Raw genomic sequence first — 21,243 nt, 5'->3', positions numbered from 1 at the left:
AATCAGCTATTAACGTTTCAGGTTAACAACTTCCTGAAGTATTTCATCCGACGTTGTAATGATCCGGGAGTTGGCCTGGAATCCACGCTGAGCTACAATCATCTCAGTAAACTCTCCAGTCAGATCCACGTTAGACATCTCGAGCTGTCCAGCAACGATTGCTCCTGTTCCGTCCTCAGCACTGTTCGCTGTTAATGGTTCCAGCGCCCCATCCGGATTCGCGTTTGCTGTCATACGGTACAAGTTGCCCCCAATCTTCTCAAGACCTTCTGGATTGACAACTTTACCTATTCCAATCTGTGGACCCGCTTCGATGGTTCCGTCTGCCATGGTTTGGTTGATTGTTCCATCCTGACCTATCGTGAAGGAAACAACATCATCCGGTATCGTAATATTTCCACCACCGTTATCCAGAACAAACAATCCATCCGAAGTCAAAAGGTTACGTGCAGCATCCACATGGAAATCTCCTGCACGAGTCAGGTAAGGTACTTCCTGATCTTCACTCAAACGTACCAAGAAGAATCCATCTCCATTAATCCGAAGATCTGTTGGATTATTCGTTGTCATTGGGCTACCTGCCAGATGCAACGTATCAATTGAACCTACCGTTACACCAAGACCGATTTGTTTCGCATTGACACCACCACTTGCATCGCCAGGGGCAGTTACCCCTGCCGTAGTTTGGCTCATAATATCTTTGAACATAACCCGACTGCCTTTGAAGCCAACCGTGTTTACGTTCGCAATATTGTTACCAATTACGTCGAGTTTTGTTTGGAAACCCCGCATCCCGGAAACGCCTGAGTACATTGATTTTATCATTTTTAAAAATCCTCCCAGTCTTCATTTGGTTACCGCATCAGTCGGTCAGCGGCATTCCGGCTCCCGAGAAGGGCCAGCCGGTTAAGAAATGATTACAGCACTATCAATCTGAGTGAACACATTATCCTTCATGCTCTCACTATCCATAGCTGTAACCACAGTACGATTTTTGACATTGACGATAAAAGCCATATCCTGCATTAAAATCAATGACTCTTTGGCTCCTTTGGCAGCAGCTTTGTCCAAAGCAGAACCAATCTGTTCCATTTGCTCAGTCTTGAGTTCAATACCACGCTGTTCCAATCGTTTGGCAGCATGATTGCTCAATTTCAGAAGATTATCTTCCAGCACTTTTGCAAAAGGTTTTTCGGGTATAGCCGAAGCTTCTCCCGTTTTGGGTCTTTGAAGCATATTCGGTGTAATCGGGCCTGCGTATAATTGTCCAACCGTTATGCGATCACTCATATCGTTTTCCCGCTATCTTCCGTATCACCCGTTTCAGCGGATGATTCAACTTCTTGGCTCTCGTTCGTTTCAGGGGCTACATCCTGAACGTTCTGTACCGGAGTTTGACTCTCTTCTGCCTTTTTTGGATAATTCACCTGAATGATCTCATCCAGCTTAATCTCGTCGTTGCCTACTTTTGCGTATTGAACGCTATCTCTTACAATGATGGAATCTACAATACCCTGACGAAGAGTTCCGTTATCATCTTTATTAGAAGAAAGCCAACTTACCTCCATGCCAATCATGCCGGATACAGCACCAAGGGACTGGTTCAATGTTTTAAGTTGCGTAGAAATATTGACCAGTTGTTCCACTGAGCTGAACTGTGCCATTTGAGCGATAAATTCCTTATCCTCCATCGGCTGCATCGGGTCTTGATTTTGTAGCTGGGTAATCAGGATTTTTAGAAACTGATCTTTACCCAATTCTTTTGTTGCAGCACTTGTGGTTGCCTTATTAGCTGCCGAATAGTTCGGCCAGGTATTATTCGTTGAAACAATTTCATTAGCCATATGCTCACCTCATTTCTGTTTAAGCCTCAGCACTAAACGTATCTCTCTGTAATTCATTTCCTTCGACTTGCTCGCTACGCCAGTTACGCAATTCTTCTTGAATCCCTGCTGTAGCTATAGCATCATCCGATTGTTCCTCACGCTCACGCGAACGGCGTTGTTGCTGAGAGTTACTTCCCGGCTGACGGCCTCCGTCCTGATACATCTGTGATCCGATTGAACTGTTCTGGGTAACCTCAAGTCGTTCCACTTGAATCCCCTGGGCTTGAAGTGAAGAACGCAGCTGCGTCATTTGTTGTTCAAGCATGTCTTTAGCCATCGTATGTTCAGTCATAAACCGTGCAACCAGCTGCCCGTTCTGCAAGGTAATTTGAACATCCAACTTCCCTAGATGCTCAGGCCGAAGTGAGATGGTCGCCTCGGAAAATCCTTTTTGCTGGACAATATCCAGCTTGTTAACAACAAACTGTGTCATTTCCTTGGCAAACTGTGATGTTTGCATTACAGGTTCAGCCGGTTTTCCTGCTGTAGTACCTGATGAACGCAAGGACAGCTCTCCTGCAGTAATGATGGTTGAGTGTTCCACTTCTCCACCTGCATTTGAAGCAGATGTTGTCTCAGCCTCAGCTTTCACTTGGGTTCCAGAATTCGCCACTGCCGCAACAAGAACTTGTGGTACGACCGAATCCTGTTTGGATGTTTGAAGCCTAGTACTTGGAGCGACCTGTGCAGTCTGATCCTTAACTGCAGTCAATGTATCCAGTATGGATTTCAGTTCAGTCCATCCTTTGTTACTAGTGGTATCCACTCCAGCCTCTTGAAGCTGACTCTGCAGAGATTGTAACAAATGTTTGAATTCAGGAGCGTTCTTCGCAACGTTACTCTCTGGATCATTCATTCCAGCTACTAATTGTGTAAGCATATCTTGCAGAACAAAACGTACTGCTGCCGGATGCTGCGACAGTTCAATTGCGGGTACTGTTTTTACACTTTCCGCTCCGTTCGAAGACTCGTCGGAACCTTCTGCATTAGTACCTGGAGGATTACTTAATTGTGTATACATCTGTTGAATCAGAGTTTGCAAACCTGCAAGTAGAGCTGGGTCATTTTCCAAAGCTTCGTCAAGTGAATCCAAGTCCGTGAACAACGAATTCAGTATATCTGTGATTGATGCCGCTTCTCCTTCTTCACTTGTAGCAAAGGAAAACAACAACGGATTGGCAGTTAATCTTCCAGTAGCGCTTGAACTATCACCTTCTGTGTTTCCTCCAGATAGCGATTGTGCAAGAGTTTGGAGAAATTCACCGCTAGCACCTGCAGCTGAACCTTTCGATTGTGCTCCGGTTGTCTGACCTGTCCCCGTTGCTTTTGCAGATGCTGTGGATGCCATTTGATATACAATCGACATTTATTTTCACCTCCTCTCGGTTATACAGAGTAATCAGTTCTACTTGTTACCCATTAATCTGTTCAAAATTTTTGCAGTTTCAACCGAATCCTCTGAAGACATGTTCTCAAGCAATTGAGAGCGTGTTGCATCATCTACTGAATTCAGGATGGTCAATGTTTTGTCAGGACTTAACTTGTATGTTTCCAATAATAGCTTGGCACCACTTGAAGCAGACATCGAAGCAAATGTTTGACTAAGCTGGTTTTTATCCAGGTTTTTGCTTGTGGTTGTGGATGCAGTTGAAGTTGCTGTGGTTTCTTTCTTCAATCTGGATTGCAGCGCATCCAGCGCCAGATCCCCGGACGGTTTGGCATCCTTCATCATCATGGTGACATCGGCTGCTGTTTTCGGGTCCATCTTTTCAAGCACCTTGGTCCGAGCAGATGACTGCATGGCATTCAACAACAATACCATTTCCTCATTCGTCATATTTTGCAAAATCGGTGCAGCTTTGCTTGGGCTCATGTCAGCATACATTTTAGCCAAATCTTTGATTTGTTTCTGATAATCAGATTCCGTTTCGGGCGTTGCTGCTGTAGCCGTTTCAGCCGCTTTTTCCGCATCATCCAACTTCTTCTGAAGGTCCGTGGCCTTCTTTGCTTCAGTTGTTGTCGCTTCCTGTGCTGCCTTGAGCTCTGTTTCTTTGGCAGTTACTTGGGATTTCAGCTTTTCGATTGTGGCTTCAGCACTTTCAACCTGCTGCTCACTCTTCTCCAGCTTCTCCTTCTCCGGATCCAGTACAGGATCAGGTACCCATTCCTTAACTACCGGTATCTTGTTGGCAAATTCAAACAAATTATTACGAATATCTACATTAAATAGCGTAAGTAGTACACCTAGCAATACCACGGTGAATACAATCGGGATAGAAATCATGAGAAACTTTTCCCAACCGCCTCCCGACTCTTTTTCCATGTCGCTATCATCTTTAACAGCCATCGTTTATTCCTCCTTCACGAGACAACTTCGCGTCCGGCTCACATCAATTCGCGCGTCCGGCTTTGGCAGCGAAGCGTACAGTAGCCATCTCGTCCAGATCGTTCTGTTCCCGGAGGAGCATCTCCTGCTGAAATTTGATTTTTGCCTTGTCTCTCGCTCCAAGCCATACTTTTTCATCAACCATCTTACCGTTCAGAAACGTCTGATTCCGTTGCACATTGACCTGAGCATGTTTAACATCACTGTTTTTGCGTGAAATGCACTCGTCAAGGTGATGTACATAACGCTGCATCTCCTGCAGACTGTTTACAGACGCTGTATTTTCCGTAGCAGATTGGATAATGCCGATCAGATTACTTCTATCATTAAGAAGTTGTATCAGATGTTCTTCCTCCGTCTGAAGTTTACCGATCGCTGTGGATAACATCCACTCTGCCTGTGTTTTTTCATTACTCTTCAGGTCAACAACTTTCTGGAAATGATATCGAAATTTCATCGTTTACCCCTTCATCTCCTTGCAAATTCAAGAATCAAACGTTCCTGTACTTCACTTAAAGTGACTTTCTCGTCGACTTTCTGCTTGGTAAAGTTCCATATACTATCAATCTGGTCTATCGATTCATCTATGGCTGCATTTGATCCCCGCTGGTAAGCTCCAATATTGATCAAATCTTCCGATTCTTTGTACACAGCCATCAAACGTTTCATATTATTAACGGCTTCCAACTGCTCTTCTGGAGCAATATCCTTCATAACACGGCTTATGCTGGCTAACACATCAATCGCTGGAAAATGACCTTTATTTGCAATGGATCGATTTAACACAATGTGTCCATCCAGAATACCCCTTACCGCATCCGCGATCGGTTCATTCATGTCATCCCCATCGACCAGAACGGTGTAAAAGGCTGTAATCGAACCCGTAGGTCCTGTACCCGCCCGTTCAAGCAGTTTGGGCAAACTTGCAAAAACCGATGGCGTATATCCTCTCATTGCCGGAGGTTCGCCTACAGCCAGACCCACTTCCCTTTGTGCCATCGCATATCGGGTTACCGAATCCATCATGAGCATCACGTTCATTCCACGATCTCGGAAATATTCTGCAATAGTGGTCGCAATAACTGCTCCCTTAATCCGAATGAGGGCAGGCTGATCTGAAGTTGCAACAATGACTACGGAGCGTTCCAGTCCTTCCGGACCCAGATCCCGTTCAATAAAGTCACGTACCTCACGTCCACGCTCACCCACAAGCGCGATGACATTGACATCTGCTGCTGTATTACGAGCGATCATGCCCATCAATGTACTCTTACCAACACCAGAACCGGCAAAAATACCTACACGCTGTCCCTTACCTACGGTCAACAATCCGTCGATAGCTCTTACACCAACACCCATCGTTTCAAGTACACGTGGACGATCCATTGGATTAACCGGTGTATTGGAGGTAGAGTACATCGGCATTCTGGATGGAAGGAGGGAACCGTCCAGCGGTTGTCCAAGTCCGTCCAATACTTTACCGAGCAATTCGGAGCCTACCTGAACGCCGAGTGGTTTACCCGTACCTACTACATCGCAACCAGGACCGATGGATTGAAGTTCACCCAGTGGCATAAGCAGCACTTTGTTATCTCGAAACCCAACAACTTCGGCCTGAAGAGGCTTGGCCGATTTCCCAGGATAGATATAACATACGTCACCGATACTTGCATCTGGCCCTTCTGACTCCACCATAAGACCAATGACCTGAGTAACTTTGCCGTTAATACGAACAGGATCGAATTGGCGCAAATGTTCCATATATCGCTGTGAACTAAGAACCTTCATGTTGATTTTTTCGCTCCTCATCCTCAAGTGCTATGCGGACCAGTTCTTTTTTAATCTCAGCAAGCTGTGTATCAATTCTCGCATCTACACTTCCGAACGAAGAACGAATGACACATCCCTTATCTTTGACCGTTGAATCAGGTAAAATCTGCAATTCTGCCTGAGAGTCAATGGACAGAGATAATTCTTCACGAGCTGCCTGTACAAATGTAAACTGATCAGGTGCCACACAGAGTGTGATCAAACCCTGCTCCCGTTTACGTGACAAACTCTGACGAATCAGTTCCAATGTATGATCGGGTTCAATGGTAAGTTGCTTATCAATGACTTTCTCAGCGATCCCGCAAGCGAGCTCCACGAGGAACGGTTCGGCTTCCTGAATGATCTGATCTTTAGCTACATAAGCTTCCTTGAGTACTTCCTGGGCTTCAATCATCATCTTTTCGATTTGCACCTGGAGATCCAGTTCAGCTTGTACTTTGCCTTCTTCAAAACCCTGTTGGAAACCTTGTGAACGAAGCGCTTCAGTCAGATGTTCATCCTGTTGTCGTTGTTCCTGCCACCAGCTGTCGATCTGTTCACGGGCCTCTTGAAGCATGCGCTCTGCCTCTTCTGAAGCTTCACGTACTTGCTTTTCTGCAAACTCCTTGGCATCTTCCAGCATTTCTGCGGTAAGACGTTGTGTTTCTTCGTCCACGCGTGCTTGAAGTGTTTCAACTTCAGAACCTTCAGCACTCACACCATTTAATTCCGTTTCAGACTCCTCAGCACCACCATAATGATGATGATTTTCAAGTTTTTTACGGTCATCAACGGGTACATACTGGAAAGATTTAATCAAATTAGACAATGATATCATCTCCTCCACCGCGTGCGATAATGATCTCACCGGCTTCTTCCAATCTGCGTATCGTTCCTACGATACGAGTCTGAGCTTCCTCAACATCACGCAATCGCACAGGTCCCATGAATTCCATCTCTTCTTTGAATGTCTCGGACATCCGTTTCGACATATTCCGGAACACGGCATCCCGAACTTCTTCGCTTGCCACTTTGAGTGCCAGCTGCAAATCTGCGTTGTCGATATCCCGAATAATGCGCTGAATCGAACGATCATCCACATTGACGATATCTTCAAATACAAACATGCGTTTTTTGATTTCCTCTGCAAGCTCTGGATCCTGAATTTCAAGCGAGTCCAAAATGGTACGTTCTGTACCCCGATCGACTCCGTTCAGAATCTGAACGATCGATTCGATACCACCTGCATTGGTGTAATCCTGCGTTACGGTAGAGGATAACTTCTGTTCCAGAACCCGCTCCACTTGAGAGATAACTTCTGGCGAAGTACTATCCATAACAGCCACCCGGCGAGCGACATCTGCCTGTTTCTCTTGTGGCAAGGATGATAGAATCGCTGCTGCCTGTTCGAATTGCAGGTAAGACAGAACCAGGGCAATCGTTTGCGGGCTTTCATTCTGAATAAAGTTCAAAATTTGATTCGGATCTGCTTTGCGCGCAAAGTCAAATGGTCTGACTTGCAGCGTAGCTGTCAAACGATTAATGACTTCAAGTGCTTTTGATGAACCCAGAGCTTTTTCCAGGATTTCTCTGGCGTAATTGATACCGCCCTGAGAGATATATTCCTGCGCCAGACAGATCTGGTGAAACTCGGCCATGATCATATCCTTTTCAGAAGAATCAACTTTGCGAACGTTGGCAATCTCCAACGTAAGTTGCTCAATCTCCTCATCACGCAGATGTTTGAATATCTGAGCCGATACTTCCGGACCTAATGTAATCAACAATATTGCTGCTTTTTGTTTGCCAGTCAAACCTTGACTGCTTGCCTTTGCCAATGCGCTCACCTCTATTCGTCAGCCAGCCATGTACGCAGCAGATTGACGAATTCGTCTGGCTTTTTCTTGGCCAAACTCTCCAATTGTTTGCGCACCTGACTTTCGTTCGTTACACTGTCCAGCGTAATGGACGGGAACTCTGTTGCTATTGGAAGAGGAATCTCTTCTTCTTCGACTTCGTTTTGTTTGCGGCGACGGCGTACTAACAAAATAACTACCGCTGCGATCAATGCCGCTATAAGTGCGCCTCCACCCCACATCATCGTTGAGGAAAGTTGGAAACCTGTATTGTCTGCAGAGGCAGTCTGGAAGCCTTGTGACATGACTGAAACTTTCTTTGTCAGATCGGCGTCACTTATTACAGTGCCTGAGTCTGCCAGTGAAGCACGAACAATGTTAACCAAAATGTTCTCAATTGCGTCCTGAACCGGTCCCTGTAATTCTGTTTCTCCATTCGGTGGTTCAACTGCAACGTTAATGGTTAAGTCTTTTACAGTATACGGACTGGAAATGATATCCTTGGCAATTCGATTAACATCGTAGTTTATAGTGCTTGATGATTCTTCGGAGGTAGAGTTACCGGTTGCATCAGATGATGGGTAACCCGGAACTTCCTCTTGTCCTGTGCCAGCAACACCACCTGTTGGATTGCTTGCGCCAGTGTAGCTCTTTTGAATCTCCTGCACACTGATCTCGATGCCTTTCATATTATCTACATCAACAGGTGTGACCAGATTTTCCTTACGTGTTTCTTTGTCAAAATTAAGCTTGGAGGCTACCAAAACATTAACTTTGTCTTCGCCTACAATCTGGGAAAGGAATTGTTTTACGTTATTACGGACATCGTTTTCAAACTTTTTCTGTAAAGCCATGTTTTCTTGAACTTCGGAAGACAACCCGCCACTGCCACCTCGGGCAGTTGGAATCAATTCTGCTTCATCTGTGTTTGTAATCGTGATGTTCTCAACAGGCAGATTAGGAATTGCAGTCTTAACCAAGTTAAAGTAGCCATCTACCGCTGCCTGATTTGGGTGATAACCCGGTTTGAATTGGAGAGCTACCGATGCTGATGCTTTGTCTTGTTCTTCCAAACCAGCAAAAATGTTATCTTTCGGCATATTAACGAGTACTTTAGCATCCTGTATCCCTTGCATCCGCTGAAGTAACTGTTCAACTTCTCCGTTTATAGCGTTGTTGTACTTTACATCAAACTCTTTATCCGTCATCCCGATGGGGGATGATGACTCCTCGAATGACTTATACCCTAATGAACCATTCTGAATAATCCCTTGAGATCCAACATTCACCTTTGCAATTGCAACACTTGTACTCGGTACGGATATGGTCTTGCCATCTGAACTTAATTTGTATGGAATGCTAGATGAATCGAGATAACTGATCACGCCCGCTGAATCACTTGCATTCAAATCTGTAAAAGCAACTTCATATTCCGTTTTGGACAATTGCATCGTGAGTACAACTGCAGCCAAAATCAGAAACAGGAAGGTAGATATAAATAATACTTTTTGCTTTTTGCTAAAACTATTCCAATACTGGGATGCCTTATCCCTGTACTGGGCGATTCTCTCATTCACTCTGTCACCCCATCCGAAACTTTGCTTAGTCTGTCCTTACTCAACCCTAGCCGTTTCATAGGTTGACGATCAGGAGCAGCATCGCAGCTGCTTTGTTGTAATGATCAGCGCTATTATCGAAGCGCAAGTAGGTTATTTTATAACTGCGTTCGCATAACTTCTTGGTATGCTTCGACCACTTTGTTTCGGACTTGAGTTGTGAGTTGTAGGCTTAACAAGGCCTGTTCTGAAGCAATCATCACTTGATCCACATTCGCTTTGCCGACCAAAAATTGATTCGACATTTCATGCGATTGAGCCTCCTGTGCTGCAACGGACCCTAATGCATTCTGTAAGTATGTACCGAAGCTCTGAATGGTTTCGGCTGGTGTAGAAGGCTTACTTTCGGTTGCACTCTTCATCTGTAGCGGTTGTATCCCCTGTGTGCTAAACATGTTGTTCTGAATCATTAATGTCCCTCCCCTTCATCCCTGGTTTGTATTTTTCTTATTTTCATTTTTAAGCAGATTATCTTCCAATCTCCAAAGCTTTGGAGATCATCGCTTTGGTTGAATTCAGTGCTGTTACGTTTGCTTCATATGAACGCGAAGCAGAGATCATGTCGACCATTTCTTTCGCAATATCCACATTAGGCATAAATACATATCCTTCTGCGTTTGCATCCGGATGAGAAGGGTCATACACAGGCTTCAGAGGTGACTGATCCTCGCGAATCTCCGTTACTCTTACGCCATCTCCTGAACCGCTACCTCTCATCTGATTTTGCAGCATCGTACCAAATGACGTTTTATTCGGCTCAAGCACAACCATTTTACGTTTGTAAGGGACCGCTTCACCATTGGATACGCTCGCGCGCGTAGTCTCTGCGTTGGCAATGTTGGAAGATATTACGTCCATCCGCAACCGTTGGGCTGTCAGAGCTGAGCTACTGATACTAAAACTATTACTAATGTTCAATTTAGGTTATCTCCCTTCCACGCCAACACGCATGATTTTAATTTGTTCGTTCACTTGCTGAATATAAGCGTTATAACGTAACTGATTCTCCGCCAGAAGACTCATTTCTCTGTCTATATCGACATTGTTTTCGTTGTTATTCATGGAGGTTGACTGGTCCATATTAACTACTGGCGTGGGTACGGAAGAGGAAGGACCTATGACAAAATGCCTTGCATCAGTTAATTTACCCTTAAGAACAGGCATATCTCCATTCATTTGCCCTTGCAACATTTCTTCAAAAGAAACGTCCGAGCGCTTGAAATACGGAGTATCGGCGTTAGCGATGTTGTCAGCAATTGTTCGTTGTCTGATATTGGACGCATCGAGTGCACCTTGCAATCTTTTAAAGCTGATATCGTTTAAAAGATTCACAATCTCCCTCCTCTCTTTAGAAGTTATGGAAAAAGATTGTATCTTTTCCCTTGAAAATTCTTATGTTTTTTTCGACAAAAATATTCGTCTTTACACGGTTTTCTAGGACTTAAGTAGAATTAACTCTGATGTTGTCGTATAACATAAGTTTCTTCGAGTTTGGGATTTATTACAATAAGAAAAAAGCCCTATCTTTTCTGAAAGACGGGGCTTTTTGTGTATTTTCTGCAAATTATGAATTTTTTCGTAAATGTTCGGGCCCAAAACAAAAGTATGTTAATACTCTCCCTAATTGTTCTTTAACATTCTTAAAATAAAAAAAAAATTTCGAGTCTCAACATGAGCTTATAACGCCCGTAATTATGTAATTTTCCGAATATTTCATAGTTGATAATGTTAGAATTTTTTGCCGTCATACTAAGGGTTTAAGGACAATATGATAGGTATACATACAAAGCTGTATATTAATCAATTGACAAATTATCTTTCAAGAATAAAGAAAACTCGTCTTGCCCACACAACACTTTCTTAACAATTAAGTGGGGTCTATATATTTTAATTTTAAGAAAACAATTAGTGACTTCAAACTTTTCAATAATTCATCATTTTGCGCATTTACGCAACATTTACCAATCTGTCGACTAAACCGATGACCAGACTTGGAATAAGGAAAATTCTTTTAATGGGAATAATTGGGTATGGAATGGAAGAATAACTACCACTCCGATAGGTTTTAACTCCGGATACATGCGGCACAAGTCCTAGGTTTTGTCGATCCGTATAACAACCACACATCTTTTATCGGTTGTAACATCAAAATCCTTTAGATAGAAACAAAAATAAACGATATGCGCCAAGTAAGAGGGCCTTTGTGATTCATTAAAGGATTGCTTCCCTTTGTCGATCACACAAATGTTCTCTACTCTCTTGCATACCGTTCATTTATAGCATCATTTTAACAACTGCATTGCTAGCCGCATGTTACAGGATATACTGGCTCAAATCACGATCAAGCGCAATATCATTTAATTTCTCCCGAACATACTCCGGAGTGATCACCATACGTTCCAGTGTAAGCTCAGGTGCCTCAAAGGATAAATCCTCCAAAAGCTTTTCAAGAATCGTATGCAATCGACGAGCACCTATATTTTCTGTATTTTGATTGACGGATTCAGCCAATTTGGCAATCTCGTGAATGGCCTCATCCGAGAACTCAATCTCAATATTCTCTGTCCGCAACAGATCAACATACTGCTTGGTCAGTGCATTTTGGGGTTCAGTCAGAATGGAAACAAACTCCTCCAGCGTTAGACTGCTTAGTTCCACACGAATTGGGAAGCGTCCCTGAAGCTCAGGAATCAAATCAGAGGGTTTGGCGACATGGAATGCGCCAGCTGCCATAAACAGAATATAATCCGTTTTGACAGGACCATATTTCGTCATTACTGTAGAGCCCTCTACGATAGGCAGTATGTCACGTTGCACACCTTCACGGGATACATCAGGACCACTACCGCGCCCTTGACTGGCGACCTTGTCAATTTCATCTATGAAAATGATACCTGTCTGCTCTGCTCGACGAATGGATTCTTGTGTAACATCATCCATATCGATCAATTTGCCTGCTTCTTCCTGGGTCAACACTTTGCGCGCTTCTTTGATGGCGAGCTTGCGCTTTTTCGTACGACGAGGTAAGAGGCTACCAAACATCTCCTGCATATTCATGCCCATCTGATCATTACCTTGTCCAGCAAACATGTCCATCATGTTAGGCGCAGTGTCTTCGACATCAATCTCAATGATGTCATCCTCCAGCTTGCCGGACAACAGATCAAACTTGATCTTACGGCGGCGTTCGGCAACCCCAGTATCCGGTTCTGGCTCATCCTGTTCCTGAACGTTGTTGCCATTATTACCAAAGATCATCTCAAAGGGATTACGCTGACTCTTGGACTTAGACTGTGAAGGAGCCAAAATATGTACAATTCGCTCATTGGCAGCTTCTTCAGCTTTGTCTTTCACTTTTTCAGTCCGCTCCAACTTCACCATCCGCAGTGATGTCTCAATCAGATCACGCACCATCGATTCAACGTCACGGCCAACGTAACCTACTTCAGTGAACTTGGTAGCTTCCACTTTCACAAATGGCGCACCTACCAGTTTAGCAAGGCGACGGGCGATTTCCGTTTTACCCACACCGGTAGGTCCAATCATCAAGATATTTTTAGGCACAATATCGTCCTGAGTGTGCTCAGGCAAAAGGCTACGCCGATAACGATTACGAAGAGCTACCGCTACCGATTTTTTAGCTTTCTTTTGACCTACAATATACTTGTCAAGCTCTGCAACAATCTGTCTCGGTGTTAACGCTTGAGTATTCATATTGCTTCCCTCCTACCAGTATGTTGAATTTATTTTTCCTAACAAGGACAAAGAATCCCCTAGACGTCCTGGAGCAGATTACAGAATCATGCTCCACTACGGGAGATTTCTTTGGCTTATAACTCTTCTACAATAATATTATTATTGGTATATACACATAGCTCCGAGGCAATCTGAAGTGATTCACGCGCAATATCTTTCGCTTCCAGATTTACTGCATGACGTTTCAACGCACGCGCAGCAGATAATGCAAAGTTTCCACCTGATCCGATAGCAATAACGTCATCATCCGGTTCAATTATCTCCCCGCCGCCTGAAATGAGCAGCATACCTGATTTGTCCATCACAATCAAGAGTGCCTCAAGCTTACGCAAGATCCGATCCTGACGCCAATCCTTGGCAAGCTCTACAGCAGCACGTTGCAAGTTACCATGGTGCTCCTCGAGCTTACCTTCGAATTTCTCAAACAGGGTGATCGCATCCGCCACAGAACCAGCAAAGCCAGCAACAACCTGTCCGCGGTACAAACGTCTTACCTTCTTGGCTGTATTCTTCATCACAACACTTTGGCCCATGGTCACCTGACCATCTCCTGCGATTGCAGCCTTACCATTATGACGAACAGCACAGATCGTTGTAGCATGAAATGACATATCCATGATATCAGCATCCTCCCACGAATAATTTATACGCGTTCCGGAACAGTTAGACCTTCTGCCGCAGCAAAACTGGTGATGCCATCCAGGGCACGCTGTGCAAGAGCTTCATTTTTTTCCTTTTTGTTACGAATCTTCGTTTCAAGCTTCGGCAACAAACCAAAGTTTGCGTTCATTGGTTGGAAGTGCTTGAAGTCAGCAGTTGTAATATACTGAGCCATACTGCCAAGTGTTGTTTCTACCGGCAATACCACCAGTTCCTGCCCAAGTGCTGCTTTGGCTGCGTTCATGCCGGCAATCAGCCCTGATGCAGCAGATTCCACATATCCTTCTACACCCGTCATCTGACCTGCAAAGAACAGGTTTGGACGCTCTTTAAACTGATACGTCGGAAGAAGCAGTTTAGGAGAGTTAATAAATGTATTACGGTGCATTACGCCATAACGAACGAACTCTGCATTTTCAAGTCCAGGAATAAGGGAAAAGACACGTTTCTGTTCTCCCCATTTCAGATGCGTCTGGAAGCCCACCAAGTTATACAGGGTTCCAGCTGCATTGTCCTGTCTAAGCTGAACAACCGCATGTGGCAACTCTCCTGTATGAGGGTTAACCAGACCTACCGGTTTCATTGGGCCAAACAGAGCCGTCTGTTTTCCGCGTTTCATCATCACTTCGATTGGCATACAGCCTTCAAAGTAGATTTCTTTCTCGAACTCTTTCAATTGAGCGACTTCAGCAGTAATGAGAGCTTCATAGAAGACATCAAACTCTTCTTCTGTCATCGGACAGTTCAGATATGCTGCTTCACCCTTATCATAACGGGAAGCCAGATACACTTTATTCATATCAATTGAATCTTTTTCGATGATCGGTGCAGCTGCATCATAGAAGTAGAAATACTCTTCCCCCATTAGTGCCTTGATTTGCTCAGACAAGGCAGGTGAGGTCAGCGGCCCCGTTGCAACAACAACGATGCCATCTTCCGGCAGAGAAGTTAATTCCTCATTCACCACTTCGATGAGCGGATGCTGGTGCAACGTGGATGTAATCTCACCTGAAAATCCATCCCGGTCCACAGCAAGCGCCCCACCTGCGGGAACTGCATGTTTGTCTGCTGATGACAATACGAGAGAATTGAGCATTCTCATTTCTTCTTTTAACACACCCACTGCATTGGTCAATCCATTCGCACGAAGCGAGTTGCTACATACCAGTTCTGCAAATTTATCCGTATGATGGGCTGGCGTTTTCACAACAGGTCTCATCTCGTATAATTTCACGCGTACGCCGCGACTTGCAATCTGCCAGGCCGCTTCTGTTCCTGCCAGCCCGGCACCAATAACGGTTACTTGTTGTTCATTCGTCAAAATCATTTACCCCCATAAAGCAATTTCATATTTCACTATAATTGTATTAATTCACATATATACTAATCTGCTGATTCGTCATCCGGTTCATCCACCGGCTCCTGATGATCACATGAAGTACACTGCAATCGTGCTCCCTTTTTGTTCCGCTTTTCAATCATTAGCGATCCGCAACTTGGACATGGTTTGGCTGAAGGTCTGTCCCATGAGACAAAATCACATTCAGGATATTTGTCACAACCGTAGAAAATACGTCCTTTTTTGCTACGACGCTCAACAACATGACCTTCCTTACACTTCGGACAAGTCACGCCGATATCCTTGATAATCGGTTTGGTATTCCGGCAATCAGGGAAGCCCGAGCACGCAAGAAACTTGCCAAAACGTCCGAGTTTATAAACCAGCGGTTTGCCGCACTTCTCACAGATCTCATCGGATACTTCGTCTTCAATCTCGATTTCTTTCATTTCTTCTTCCGCAAACTCAAGGCGTTTCTCAAAAGATTCATAGAATTCTGCAAGTACTTTGACCCAATCCTCCGAACCTTCCTCCACATGGTCAAGATCACCTTCCATGTTTGCGGTGAACTCTACATTCAGGATTTCCGGGAAAAACTCTTCCATCTGTTCGATGACCAGTTCACCCAGCTCGGTCGGCATGAATTTCTTTTCCTCAATTGCAACATATCCGCGCTTCTGAATGGTCTCCAGTGTTGGCGCATATGTACTCGGACGCCCTATACCCAATTCCTCAAGCGTCTTAACCAACCTTGCCTCCGTATATCGGGGTGGCGGTTGTGTAAAATGCTGTTTTGGCTCAATCTCCTGCTTCTCAAGCACATCTCCACTTTTCAACGGGGGCAGCAGACGATCTTCATCGGTTGTACCATCGTCGTTTCCTTCAACATATACCTTCATGAAACCTTGGAATCGTACCTTCGAACCTGCTGCACGGAAAATGGTGTCCCCCGCAGCAATATCTACAGAGAGTGTATCCAGGATAGCCGAAGACATCTGGCTCGCAACAAAACGTTCCCATACCAGTTTGTACAACCGGAACTGATCGCGACTCATGAATGACTTGATTGAGTCAGGGTCACGCAGAATTGAAGTTGGACGAATCGCTTCATGCGCATCCTGAGCATTAGCTGCTTTTTTAGAATAGTTTCGTGGAGTCTCAGGTGCAAATGGCTCACCATACTTACCAACGATATATTCTTTGGCTTCTTCTTGTGCAGATGCCGCAATTCGTGTGGAGTCCGTACGCATATACGTGATGAGACCTACTGTGCCTTCTTTTCCAAGGTCTACACCTTCATATAGTTGTTGGGCGACCGACATCGTCTTGGAAGCTCTGAAATTCAATTTACGCGCCGCTTCCTGTTGCAGAGAACTTGTCGTAAACGGGGCGGAGGGGTTACGGCTCCGTTCTTTCTCTTTAACTTCCTTGATCGTAAAGTCTGCACCTTCGATCTGTTTCAGGATCGCTTGCACTTCCTCTTCACTGCCCAGCTCTGTTTTGGCCCCGTTCAGTTTATGAAACTTGGCTTCAAACGGATTGCCGTCTGCTGTCAGCTTGGCGGTAATGCTCCAGTATTCTTCCGGCTCAAAATCATCAATTTCATTTTCACGATCTAAAATGATTTTTACAGCCACGGACTGAACCCGGCCTGCAGACAAACCTTTTTTCACTTTCTTCCATAATAATGGACTAATTTTATATCCAACGAGCCGATCCAGAATACGTCTTGCCTGCTGCGCGTTAACCAAATCCATATTGATTTTCCGCGGCGTTTTGAACGCATCTTTGACCGCCTGTTTTGTAATTTCATTAAATACTACCCGGCAATCTGCCGTATCGTCCAGTTCAAGGGCATGGGCCAAATGCCATGCGATAGCCTCACCTTCGCGATCCGGGTCAGCTGCGAGATACACTTTTTTCACTTTCTTCCGTGCATCCTTCAGTTCTTTCAAAATTGAACCTTTGCCGCGGATCGTAATATACTTCGGATTAAAATCATTCTCTACCTCAACGCCGATCTGACTCTTTGGCAAATCGCGAATATGCCCCATCGAAGCTTTTACGATGAACTTGCTGCCTAAATATTTGCCTATCGTCTTCGCCTTTGAGGGCGACTCCACGATTACGAGTGCATCCGCCATAGGTTCATCCTCCTCTCAGTCATGAAACTGTCATGAAACTGTTTCTGTAAGCTTATGCATAGTTAATAACTTCTGCTAATTATATATTTCCACGCACTACGTAGGTTGTAGCTTCGTCATACCCTCGCGTATTTAGTGCCTGGTAATTGGCTAATCTGCTTTTTTATGATTAAAGATAACAGAACTGAATGCAAATGTCCAAAATCCCAACCAAGCAGCTCAACCAGTTGATCCAATGATTGTTCTCCCTGTTCCAACAGATAAATCACACGTTGTTCATCTGTAGAGAGCTTAACCTCAGCGAATATCCCTCGCCCGGAAGGCTCGGTTGTTTCGGTCGAACGTCCTCTATTGTAAGGAAGTTGTTCTGCATTTGGCAAGCCCAATCGATACTCTTCCAACACATCTGCTGCACAAGTGACCAATTTGGCCCCTTGACGGATAAGATTGTGTGCTCCCCGACTTTTCGGCGATGTAATAGGCCCAGGGACTGCAAATACATCCCTGCCTGCTTCAAGCGCAGCATCTGCTGTAATGAGTGAACCACTGCGAATGTCAGCCTCAACAACCAATGTTCCCAATGTCAGACCGGCAATGATTCGATTCCGTTCCGGAAATAATCCCTGGCGCGCTCTCGTACCTGGTGGATATTCCGACAAAAGCAGCCCCGTCTCCGCGATTCGTTCAGCGAGGCTTGTATTTTCGGGTGGGTATATATTATCAATCCCTGTTCCAAATACTGCAATCGTTTTTCCTTTAGCACGTAGTACTGCCTCATGACATACGCTATCAATACCGCGGGCAAGCCCGCTTACAATCGTCAGTCCTGCATTGCATAATTGCTCTGCCAGCTTTTCTCCAACTTTGCGCCCATACACGGTTGGCATACGAGTTCCCACCATGGCAATAGACGAATTGTGTAGCAAACTAACATCCCCTCGAGCATACATTACCCAGGGAGGCTGAACGGTTTCCTTCATTAATATGGGATAATTCTGATCCAGATAAGTAATAACCTCTATCCCCTGATTGTAAACGTGTTCTCTTTTACTCTCAATCCAGTCGATAGTAAATTGGCTAGCCAAACGGGCAGCCTGATCTTTGCGCAAGCCTGCTGCGACCCAGTCGCTTTCCCCATAATTCAATAGTTCGGGTAATTCATGTTGTCCCAGAATCAGTTTCGAGATTGTTTTCTTGCCAATGCCCTCCATCTCATGTAACCCAAACAAGATCCATCTTTCTTCCATACCATAAACCTCCCAAAGCGGGAAGAGATCTTCCCTCATATTGTGTGTTAAGTGACCACGGAATGCAAGCGTTTACGCAGATGAGAGACAATTCCTCCCCCTTTTCCCGTAAAAAAAACGCAAAAAAGCAACCCTTCGCCCTGTTCAAGGACAAAAGGTTGCTTACCTTTTCCGTAACCATAATAGTCGGTCTACCAGAAATAAATCATTTCCGAGCCGTTTCTTCTATTATAACGAAAAAGAATTAATGTGTCGTGCACAAATTCAAAATACCGCGTTCCTCAAGTACACTCACCAAAGTCGAACCCATCTCAGCAGGAGTTGGTGCTACTTTGATTCCACATGATTCCAGCTTAGCAATTTTCTCTTTGGCTGTACCTTTACCGCCAGAGATAATAGCGCCAGCATGGCCCATCCGTTTGCCTGGAGGCGCTGTTACGCCACCGATAAAGCCAACAACCGGTTTGGTCATGTTTTCACGTATCCAATCTGCAGCATCCTCTTCAGCTGTACCACCAATCTCACCAATCATGATGACCGCATGAGTCTGTGGATCTTCATTGAACCGTTTGAGGATATCAATGAACTCCGAGCCTTTTACAGGGTCTCCCCCGATTCCTACAGCTGAAGATTGTCCAATACCACGTGTCGTCAGTTGATGAACGGCTTCATAGGTAAGTGTTCCACTACGGGAAACAACGCCTACGTGCCCTACCATATGGATGTAACCAGGCATGATACCAATTTTACATTCTCCTGGTGTAATGACACCTGGACAGTTTGGTCCGATCAGGACAGTATCTTTACCTTCCATGAAGCGGTCAACCTTGATCATGTCAAGAACCGGAATACCTTCTGTAATACAGATCACGAGGTCCAGCTCAGCATCAACAGCTTCCATAATGGAATCTGCTGCAAATGCAGGAGGAACGTAAATGACGCTCGCTGTTGCGCCTGTAGCTTCCTTCGCTTCCTGCACAGTGTTGAACACCGGCAGACTAGCTACTGTACCGTCTTCCAACGTGATATCCACATTAGTTCCGCCTTTACCCGGTGTAACTCCGCCTACCATCTGGGTTCCGTAGTCCAATGCGCCCTTCGTGTGGAACATTCCCGTTGAACCCGTAATGCCTTGCGTAATGACTTTTGTATTTTTATCGATCAAAATACTCACGTTGCTTCACATCCTTACGGTTATTTTTCAATTCCCGGACAGCTCCGGTACTAAGGAATGAACTTATTTTACGAGGGCAACAATTTTCTGTGCACCATCGGCCATGGAATCAGCAGGAACGATATTCAGGCCAGATTCACCCAGAATACGTTTGCCAAGCTCCACGTTAGTTCCTTCAAGACGAACAACCAGCGGTTTGGTCAGGCCAAGCTGCTTCGCGGCTTCAACAACACCATTGGCGATAACATCACAGCGCATGATGCCACCGAAGATGTTAACAAAGATCCCAGCTACTTTGGCATCGGATAAGATGATCTTAAATGCTTCAGTCACCTTCTCTGTTGTTGCACCGCCCCCAACGTCAAGGAAGTTGGCCGGGTCTCCACCGTAGTATTTAATAATATCCATCGTTGCCATCGCAAGTCCCGCACCATTGACCATACAGCCGATGTTGCCATCAAGTGCTATGTAGCTGAGGTCGTATTTGGAAGCTTCGATTTCTTTTTCATCCTCTTCATCCAGATCACGCAGTTCCAAAATGTCTTTGTGACGGAACAGGGCGTTGGAGTCAAAGTTTAATTTCGCATCTAGCGCGATAACGTTTCCATCTCCGGTAACAACGAGAGGATTGATCTCTGCAATAGAGCAATCTTTTTCGACAAATGCAGTGTACAGCGCGAGCATGAACTTAACAGCTTTGTTCACCAGTTCATTTGGAATCTTAATGCTGTAGGCCAGTTTACGGGCCTGGAACACTTGCAATCCAATGGCAGGGTCAATGATTTCTTTGAAAATCTTCTCAGGTGTAGCTTCAGCTACTTCTTCAATCTCAGTACCGCCTTCTTCGGAAGCCATCATAACTACACGGCCTGTGGCACGGTCCACAACAACACCCACATAATACTCTTTGCGGATATCGCATCCTTCTTCAATCAGAAGACGTTTCACTTCTTTACCTTCTGGTCCAGTCTGGTGTGTTACCAATACTTTGCCCAGAATTTCAGAAGCATAGGCACGAACTTCATCCGTACTCTTTGCCACTTTTACGCCGCCGGCTTTACCCCGGCCACCTGCGTGAATCTGTGCTTTGACAACAGTCACTGGACTGCCCAATGCCTCAGCGGCCGCGACCGCTTCATCGACTGTATAAGCAACCTTTCCGTTTGGAACGGTAACTCCATACTGTTTCAGTACTTCTTTTCCTTGATATTCATGGATATTCATTCTCGAATCCTCCTATCAACATGACTGCAACAAGGCGGGTTGGTAGACTAACAAAAGACAAATGTTGACTATTTTCACTCAAGCCCAATTCATTGTAACACGTTTTTAAAACGCTTTCCTTAAAAAACTAATGGTTAATAGACAGT

Annotated in this window: 20 protein-coding genes; all 20 read right to left on the bottom strand. The window is 44.9% G+C overall.

The features are described 5' to 3' along the window. Positions 1-9: 9 nt before the first annotated feature. The 20 genes from flgG to sucC all read right to left on the bottom strand — a co-directional run bounded on the left by flgG (position 10) and on the right by sucC (position 21,097). Positions 10-825 carry a flagellar basal body rod protein FlgG gene (flgG, locus tag AC1DE7_RS04905; RefSeq protein ID WP_127543770.1) on the bottom strand — a complete coding sequence of 272 codons (816 nt, stop codon included), beginning with the start codon at positions 823-825 and terminating at the stop codon, positions 10-12. Positions 826-906: 81 nt separating this feature from the next. After that, positions 907-1,290 carry a TIGR02530 family flagellar biosynthesis protein gene (locus AC1DE7_RS04900; protein WP_047842481.1) on the bottom strand — a complete coding sequence of 128 codons (384 nt, stop codon included), beginning with the start codon at positions 1,288-1,290 and terminating at the stop codon, positions 907-909. After that, on the bottom strand, positions 1,287-1,844 hold the full coding sequence (locus AC1DE7_RS04895) for a flagellar hook capping FlgD N-terminal domain-containing protein (RefSeq protein WP_339188225.1): 558 nt from the start codon (positions 1,842-1,844) through the stop codon (positions 1,287-1,289). The genes AC1DE7_RS04900 and AC1DE7_RS04895 overlap by 4 nt, the downstream gene beginning before the upstream one ends. 19 nt (positions 1,845-1,863) lie before the next feature. Then, positions 1,864-3,252 carry a flagellar hook-length control protein FliK gene (locus tag AC1DE7_RS04890; RefSeq protein WP_477533838.1) on the bottom strand — a complete coding sequence of 463 codons (1,389 nt, stop codon included), beginning with the start codon at positions 3,250-3,252 and terminating at the stop codon, positions 1,864-1,866. A 39-nt stretch (positions 3,253-3,291) separates the two neighbouring features. Further along, positions 3,292-4,233 carry a MotE family protein gene (locus AC1DE7_RS04885; protein WP_036609363.1) on the bottom strand — a complete coding sequence of 314 codons (942 nt, stop codon included), beginning with the start codon at positions 4,231-4,233 and terminating at the stop codon, positions 3,292-3,294. A gap of 43 nt (positions 4,234-4,276) precedes the next feature. Next, positions 4,277-4,729 (bottom strand): flagellar export protein FliJ, encoded by a 453-nt coding sequence (fliJ, locus tag AC1DE7_RS04880; RefSeq protein ID WP_036670362.1) that lies wholly within the window; start codon positions 4,727-4,729, stop codon positions 4,277-4,279. An 11-nt stretch (positions 4,730-4,740) separates the two neighbouring features. Next, positions 4,741-6,060, bottom strand: coding sequence for a flagellar protein export ATPase FliI (gene fliI, locus AC1DE7_RS04875; RefSeq protein ID WP_036609365.1), 1,320 nt, complete (start codon positions 6,058-6,060; stop codon positions 4,741-4,743). Then, positions 6,047-6,910, bottom strand: coding sequence for a FliH/SctL family protein (locus AC1DE7_RS04870; protein ID WP_076249819.1), 864 nt, complete (start codon positions 6,908-6,910; stop codon positions 6,047-6,049). The genes fliI and AC1DE7_RS04870 overlap by 14 nt, the downstream gene beginning before the upstream one ends. Next, complete coding sequence (gene fliG / locus AC1DE7_RS04865) at positions 6,903-7,919, bottom strand: flagellar motor switch protein FliG (RefSeq protein WP_036609368.1); 1,017 nt, start codon at positions 7,917-7,919, stop codon at positions 6,903-6,905. Before fliG ends, AC1DE7_RS04870 begins: the two co-directional genes overlap by 8 nt. 11 nt (positions 7,920-7,930) lie before the next feature. Then, complete coding sequence (gene fliF / locus AC1DE7_RS04860; RefSeq protein WP_036609370.1) at positions 7,931-9,514, bottom strand: flagellar basal-body MS-ring/collar protein FliF; 1,584 nt, start codon at positions 9,512-9,514, stop codon at positions 7,931-7,933. Between the two features lie 137 nt (positions 9,515-9,651). Next, positions 9,652-9,963 (bottom strand): flagellar hook-basal body complex protein FliE, encoded by a 312-nt coding sequence (gene fliE / locus AC1DE7_RS04855; RefSeq protein WP_017689190.1) that lies wholly within the window; start codon positions 9,961-9,963, stop codon positions 9,652-9,654. Between the two features lie 58 nt (positions 9,964-10,021). Next, positions 10,022-10,471 carry a flagellar basal body rod protein FlgC gene (gene flgC / locus AC1DE7_RS04850; protein ID WP_017689191.1) on the bottom strand — a complete coding sequence of 150 codons (450 nt, stop codon included), beginning with the start codon at positions 10,469-10,471 and terminating at the stop codon, positions 10,022-10,024. A gap of 6 nt (positions 10,472-10,477) precedes the next feature. Then, the gene (flgB, locus tag AC1DE7_RS04845; protein WP_036609373.1) at positions 10,478-10,885 is read right to left on the bottom strand and encodes a flagellar basal body rod protein FlgB; all 408 of its coding nucleotides are present in this window, start codon (positions 10,883-10,885) and stop codon (positions 10,478-10,480) included. Between the two features lie 981 nt (positions 10,886-11,866). After that, on the bottom strand, positions 11,867-13,267 hold the full coding sequence (gene hslU, locus AC1DE7_RS04840; protein WP_477533837.1) for an ATP-dependent protease ATPase subunit HslU: 1,401 nt from the start codon (positions 13,265-13,267) through the stop codon (positions 11,867-11,869). Positions 13,268-13,383: 116 nt separating this feature from the next. Further along, positions 13,384-13,926: an ATP-dependent protease subunit HslV gene (hslV, locus tag AC1DE7_RS04835; protein WP_017689194.1), complete on the bottom strand. Its 543-nt coding sequence runs from the start codon at positions 13,924-13,926 to the stop codon at positions 13,384-13,386. Positions 13,927-13,952: 26 nt separating this feature from the next. Continuing rightward, positions 13,953-15,296: an FADH(2)-oxidizing methylenetetrahydrofolate--tRNA-(uracil(54)-C(5))-methyltransferase TrmFO gene (gene trmFO, locus AC1DE7_RS04830; protein WP_435303335.1), complete on the bottom strand. Its 1,344-nt coding sequence runs from the start codon at positions 15,294-15,296 to the stop codon at positions 13,953-13,955. A gap of 56 nt (positions 15,297-15,352) precedes the next feature. Then, positions 15,353-17,452 carry a type I DNA topoisomerase gene (gene topA / locus AC1DE7_RS04825; RefSeq protein ID WP_036609379.1) on the bottom strand — a complete coding sequence of 700 codons (2,100 nt, stop codon included), beginning with the start codon at positions 17,450-17,452 and terminating at the stop codon, positions 15,353-15,355. A 116-nt stretch (positions 17,453-17,568) separates the two neighbouring features. Further along, positions 17,569-18,699, bottom strand: coding sequence for a DNA-processing protein DprA (dprA, locus tag AC1DE7_RS04820; RefSeq protein ID WP_339188240.1), 1,131 nt, complete (start codon positions 18,697-18,699; stop codon positions 17,569-17,571). 244 nt (positions 18,700-18,943) lie between these two features. Next, on the bottom strand, positions 18,944-19,873 hold the full coding sequence (sucD, locus tag AC1DE7_RS04815; RefSeq protein WP_477533836.1) for a succinate--CoA ligase subunit alpha: 930 nt from the start codon (positions 19,871-19,873) through the stop codon (positions 18,944-18,946). Positions 19,874-19,936: 63 nt separating this feature from the next. Continuing rightward, a complete protein-coding gene (gene sucC / locus AC1DE7_RS04810) occupies positions 19,937-21,097 on the bottom strand; it encodes an ADP-forming succinate--CoA ligase subunit beta (protein ID WP_036609384.1) in 1,161 nt (386 codons plus the stop codon). Positions 21,098-21,243 lie beyond the last annotated feature (146 nt).

It is taken from the genome of Paenibacillus sp. 10L310 (assembly GCF_056395745.1).
The sequence above is the reverse complement of the archived record's forward strand: the minus strand, read 5'-3'. Positions and strand labels throughout refer to the sequence as shown.

What these genes read in the sequence shown, in the direction of transcription:
- AC1DE7_RS04895 (WP_339188225.1), bottom strand. Translation starts at nt 1,844, where the DNA reads ATGGCTAATGAAATTGTTTCAACGAATAATACCTGGCCGAACTATTCG.
- AC1DE7_RS04900 (WP_047842481.1), bottom strand. Translation starts at nt 1,290, where the DNA reads ATGAGTGATCGCATAACGGTTGGACAATTATACGCAGGCCCGATTACA.
- trmFO (WP_435303335.1), bottom strand. Translation starts at nt 15,296, where the DNA reads ATGATTTTGACGAATGAACAACAAGTAACCGTTATTGGTGCCGGGCTG.
- flgG (WP_127543770.1), bottom strand. Translation starts at nt 825, where the DNA reads ATGATAAAATCAATGTACTCAGGCGTTTCCGGGATGCGGGGTTTCCAA.
- AC1DE7_RS04885 (WP_036609363.1), bottom strand. Translation starts at nt 4,233, where the DNA reads ATGGCTGTTAAAGATGATAGCGACATGGAAAAAGAGTCGGGAGGCGGT.
- topA (WP_036609379.1), bottom strand. Translation starts at nt 17,452, where the DNA reads ATGGCGGATGCACTCGTAATCGTGGAGTCGCCCTCAAAGGCGAAGACG.
- fliI (WP_036609365.1), bottom strand. Translation starts at nt 6,060, where the DNA reads ATGAAGGTTCTTAGTTCACAGCGATATATGGAACATTTGCGCCAATTC.
- sucC (WP_036609384.1), bottom strand. Translation starts at nt 21,097, where the DNA reads ATGAATATCCATGAATATCAAGGAAAAGAAGTACTGAAACAGTATGGA.
- AC1DE7_RS04890 (WP_477533838.1), bottom strand. Translation starts at nt 3,252, where the DNA reads ATGTCGATTGTATATCAAATGGCATCCACAGCATCTGCAAAAGCAACG.
- fliJ (WP_036670362.1), bottom strand. Translation starts at nt 4,729, where the DNA reads ATGAAATTTCGATATCATTTCCAGAAAGTTGTTGACCTGAAGAGTAAT.
- hslU (WP_477533837.1), bottom strand. Translation starts at nt 13,267, where the DNA reads ATGAATACTCAAGCGTTAACACCGAGACAGATTGTTGCAGAGCTTGAC.
- fliE (WP_017689190.1), bottom strand. Translation starts at nt 9,963, where the DNA reads ATGATTCAGAACAACATGTTTAGCACACAGGGGATACAACCGCTACAG.
- hslV (WP_017689194.1), bottom strand. Translation starts at nt 13,926, where the DNA reads ATGGATATGTCATTTCATGCTACAACGATCTGTGCTGTTCGTCATAAT.
- dprA (WP_339188240.1), bottom strand. Translation starts at nt 18,699, where the DNA reads ATGGAAGAAAGATGGATCTTGTTTGGGTTACATGAGATGGAGGGCATT.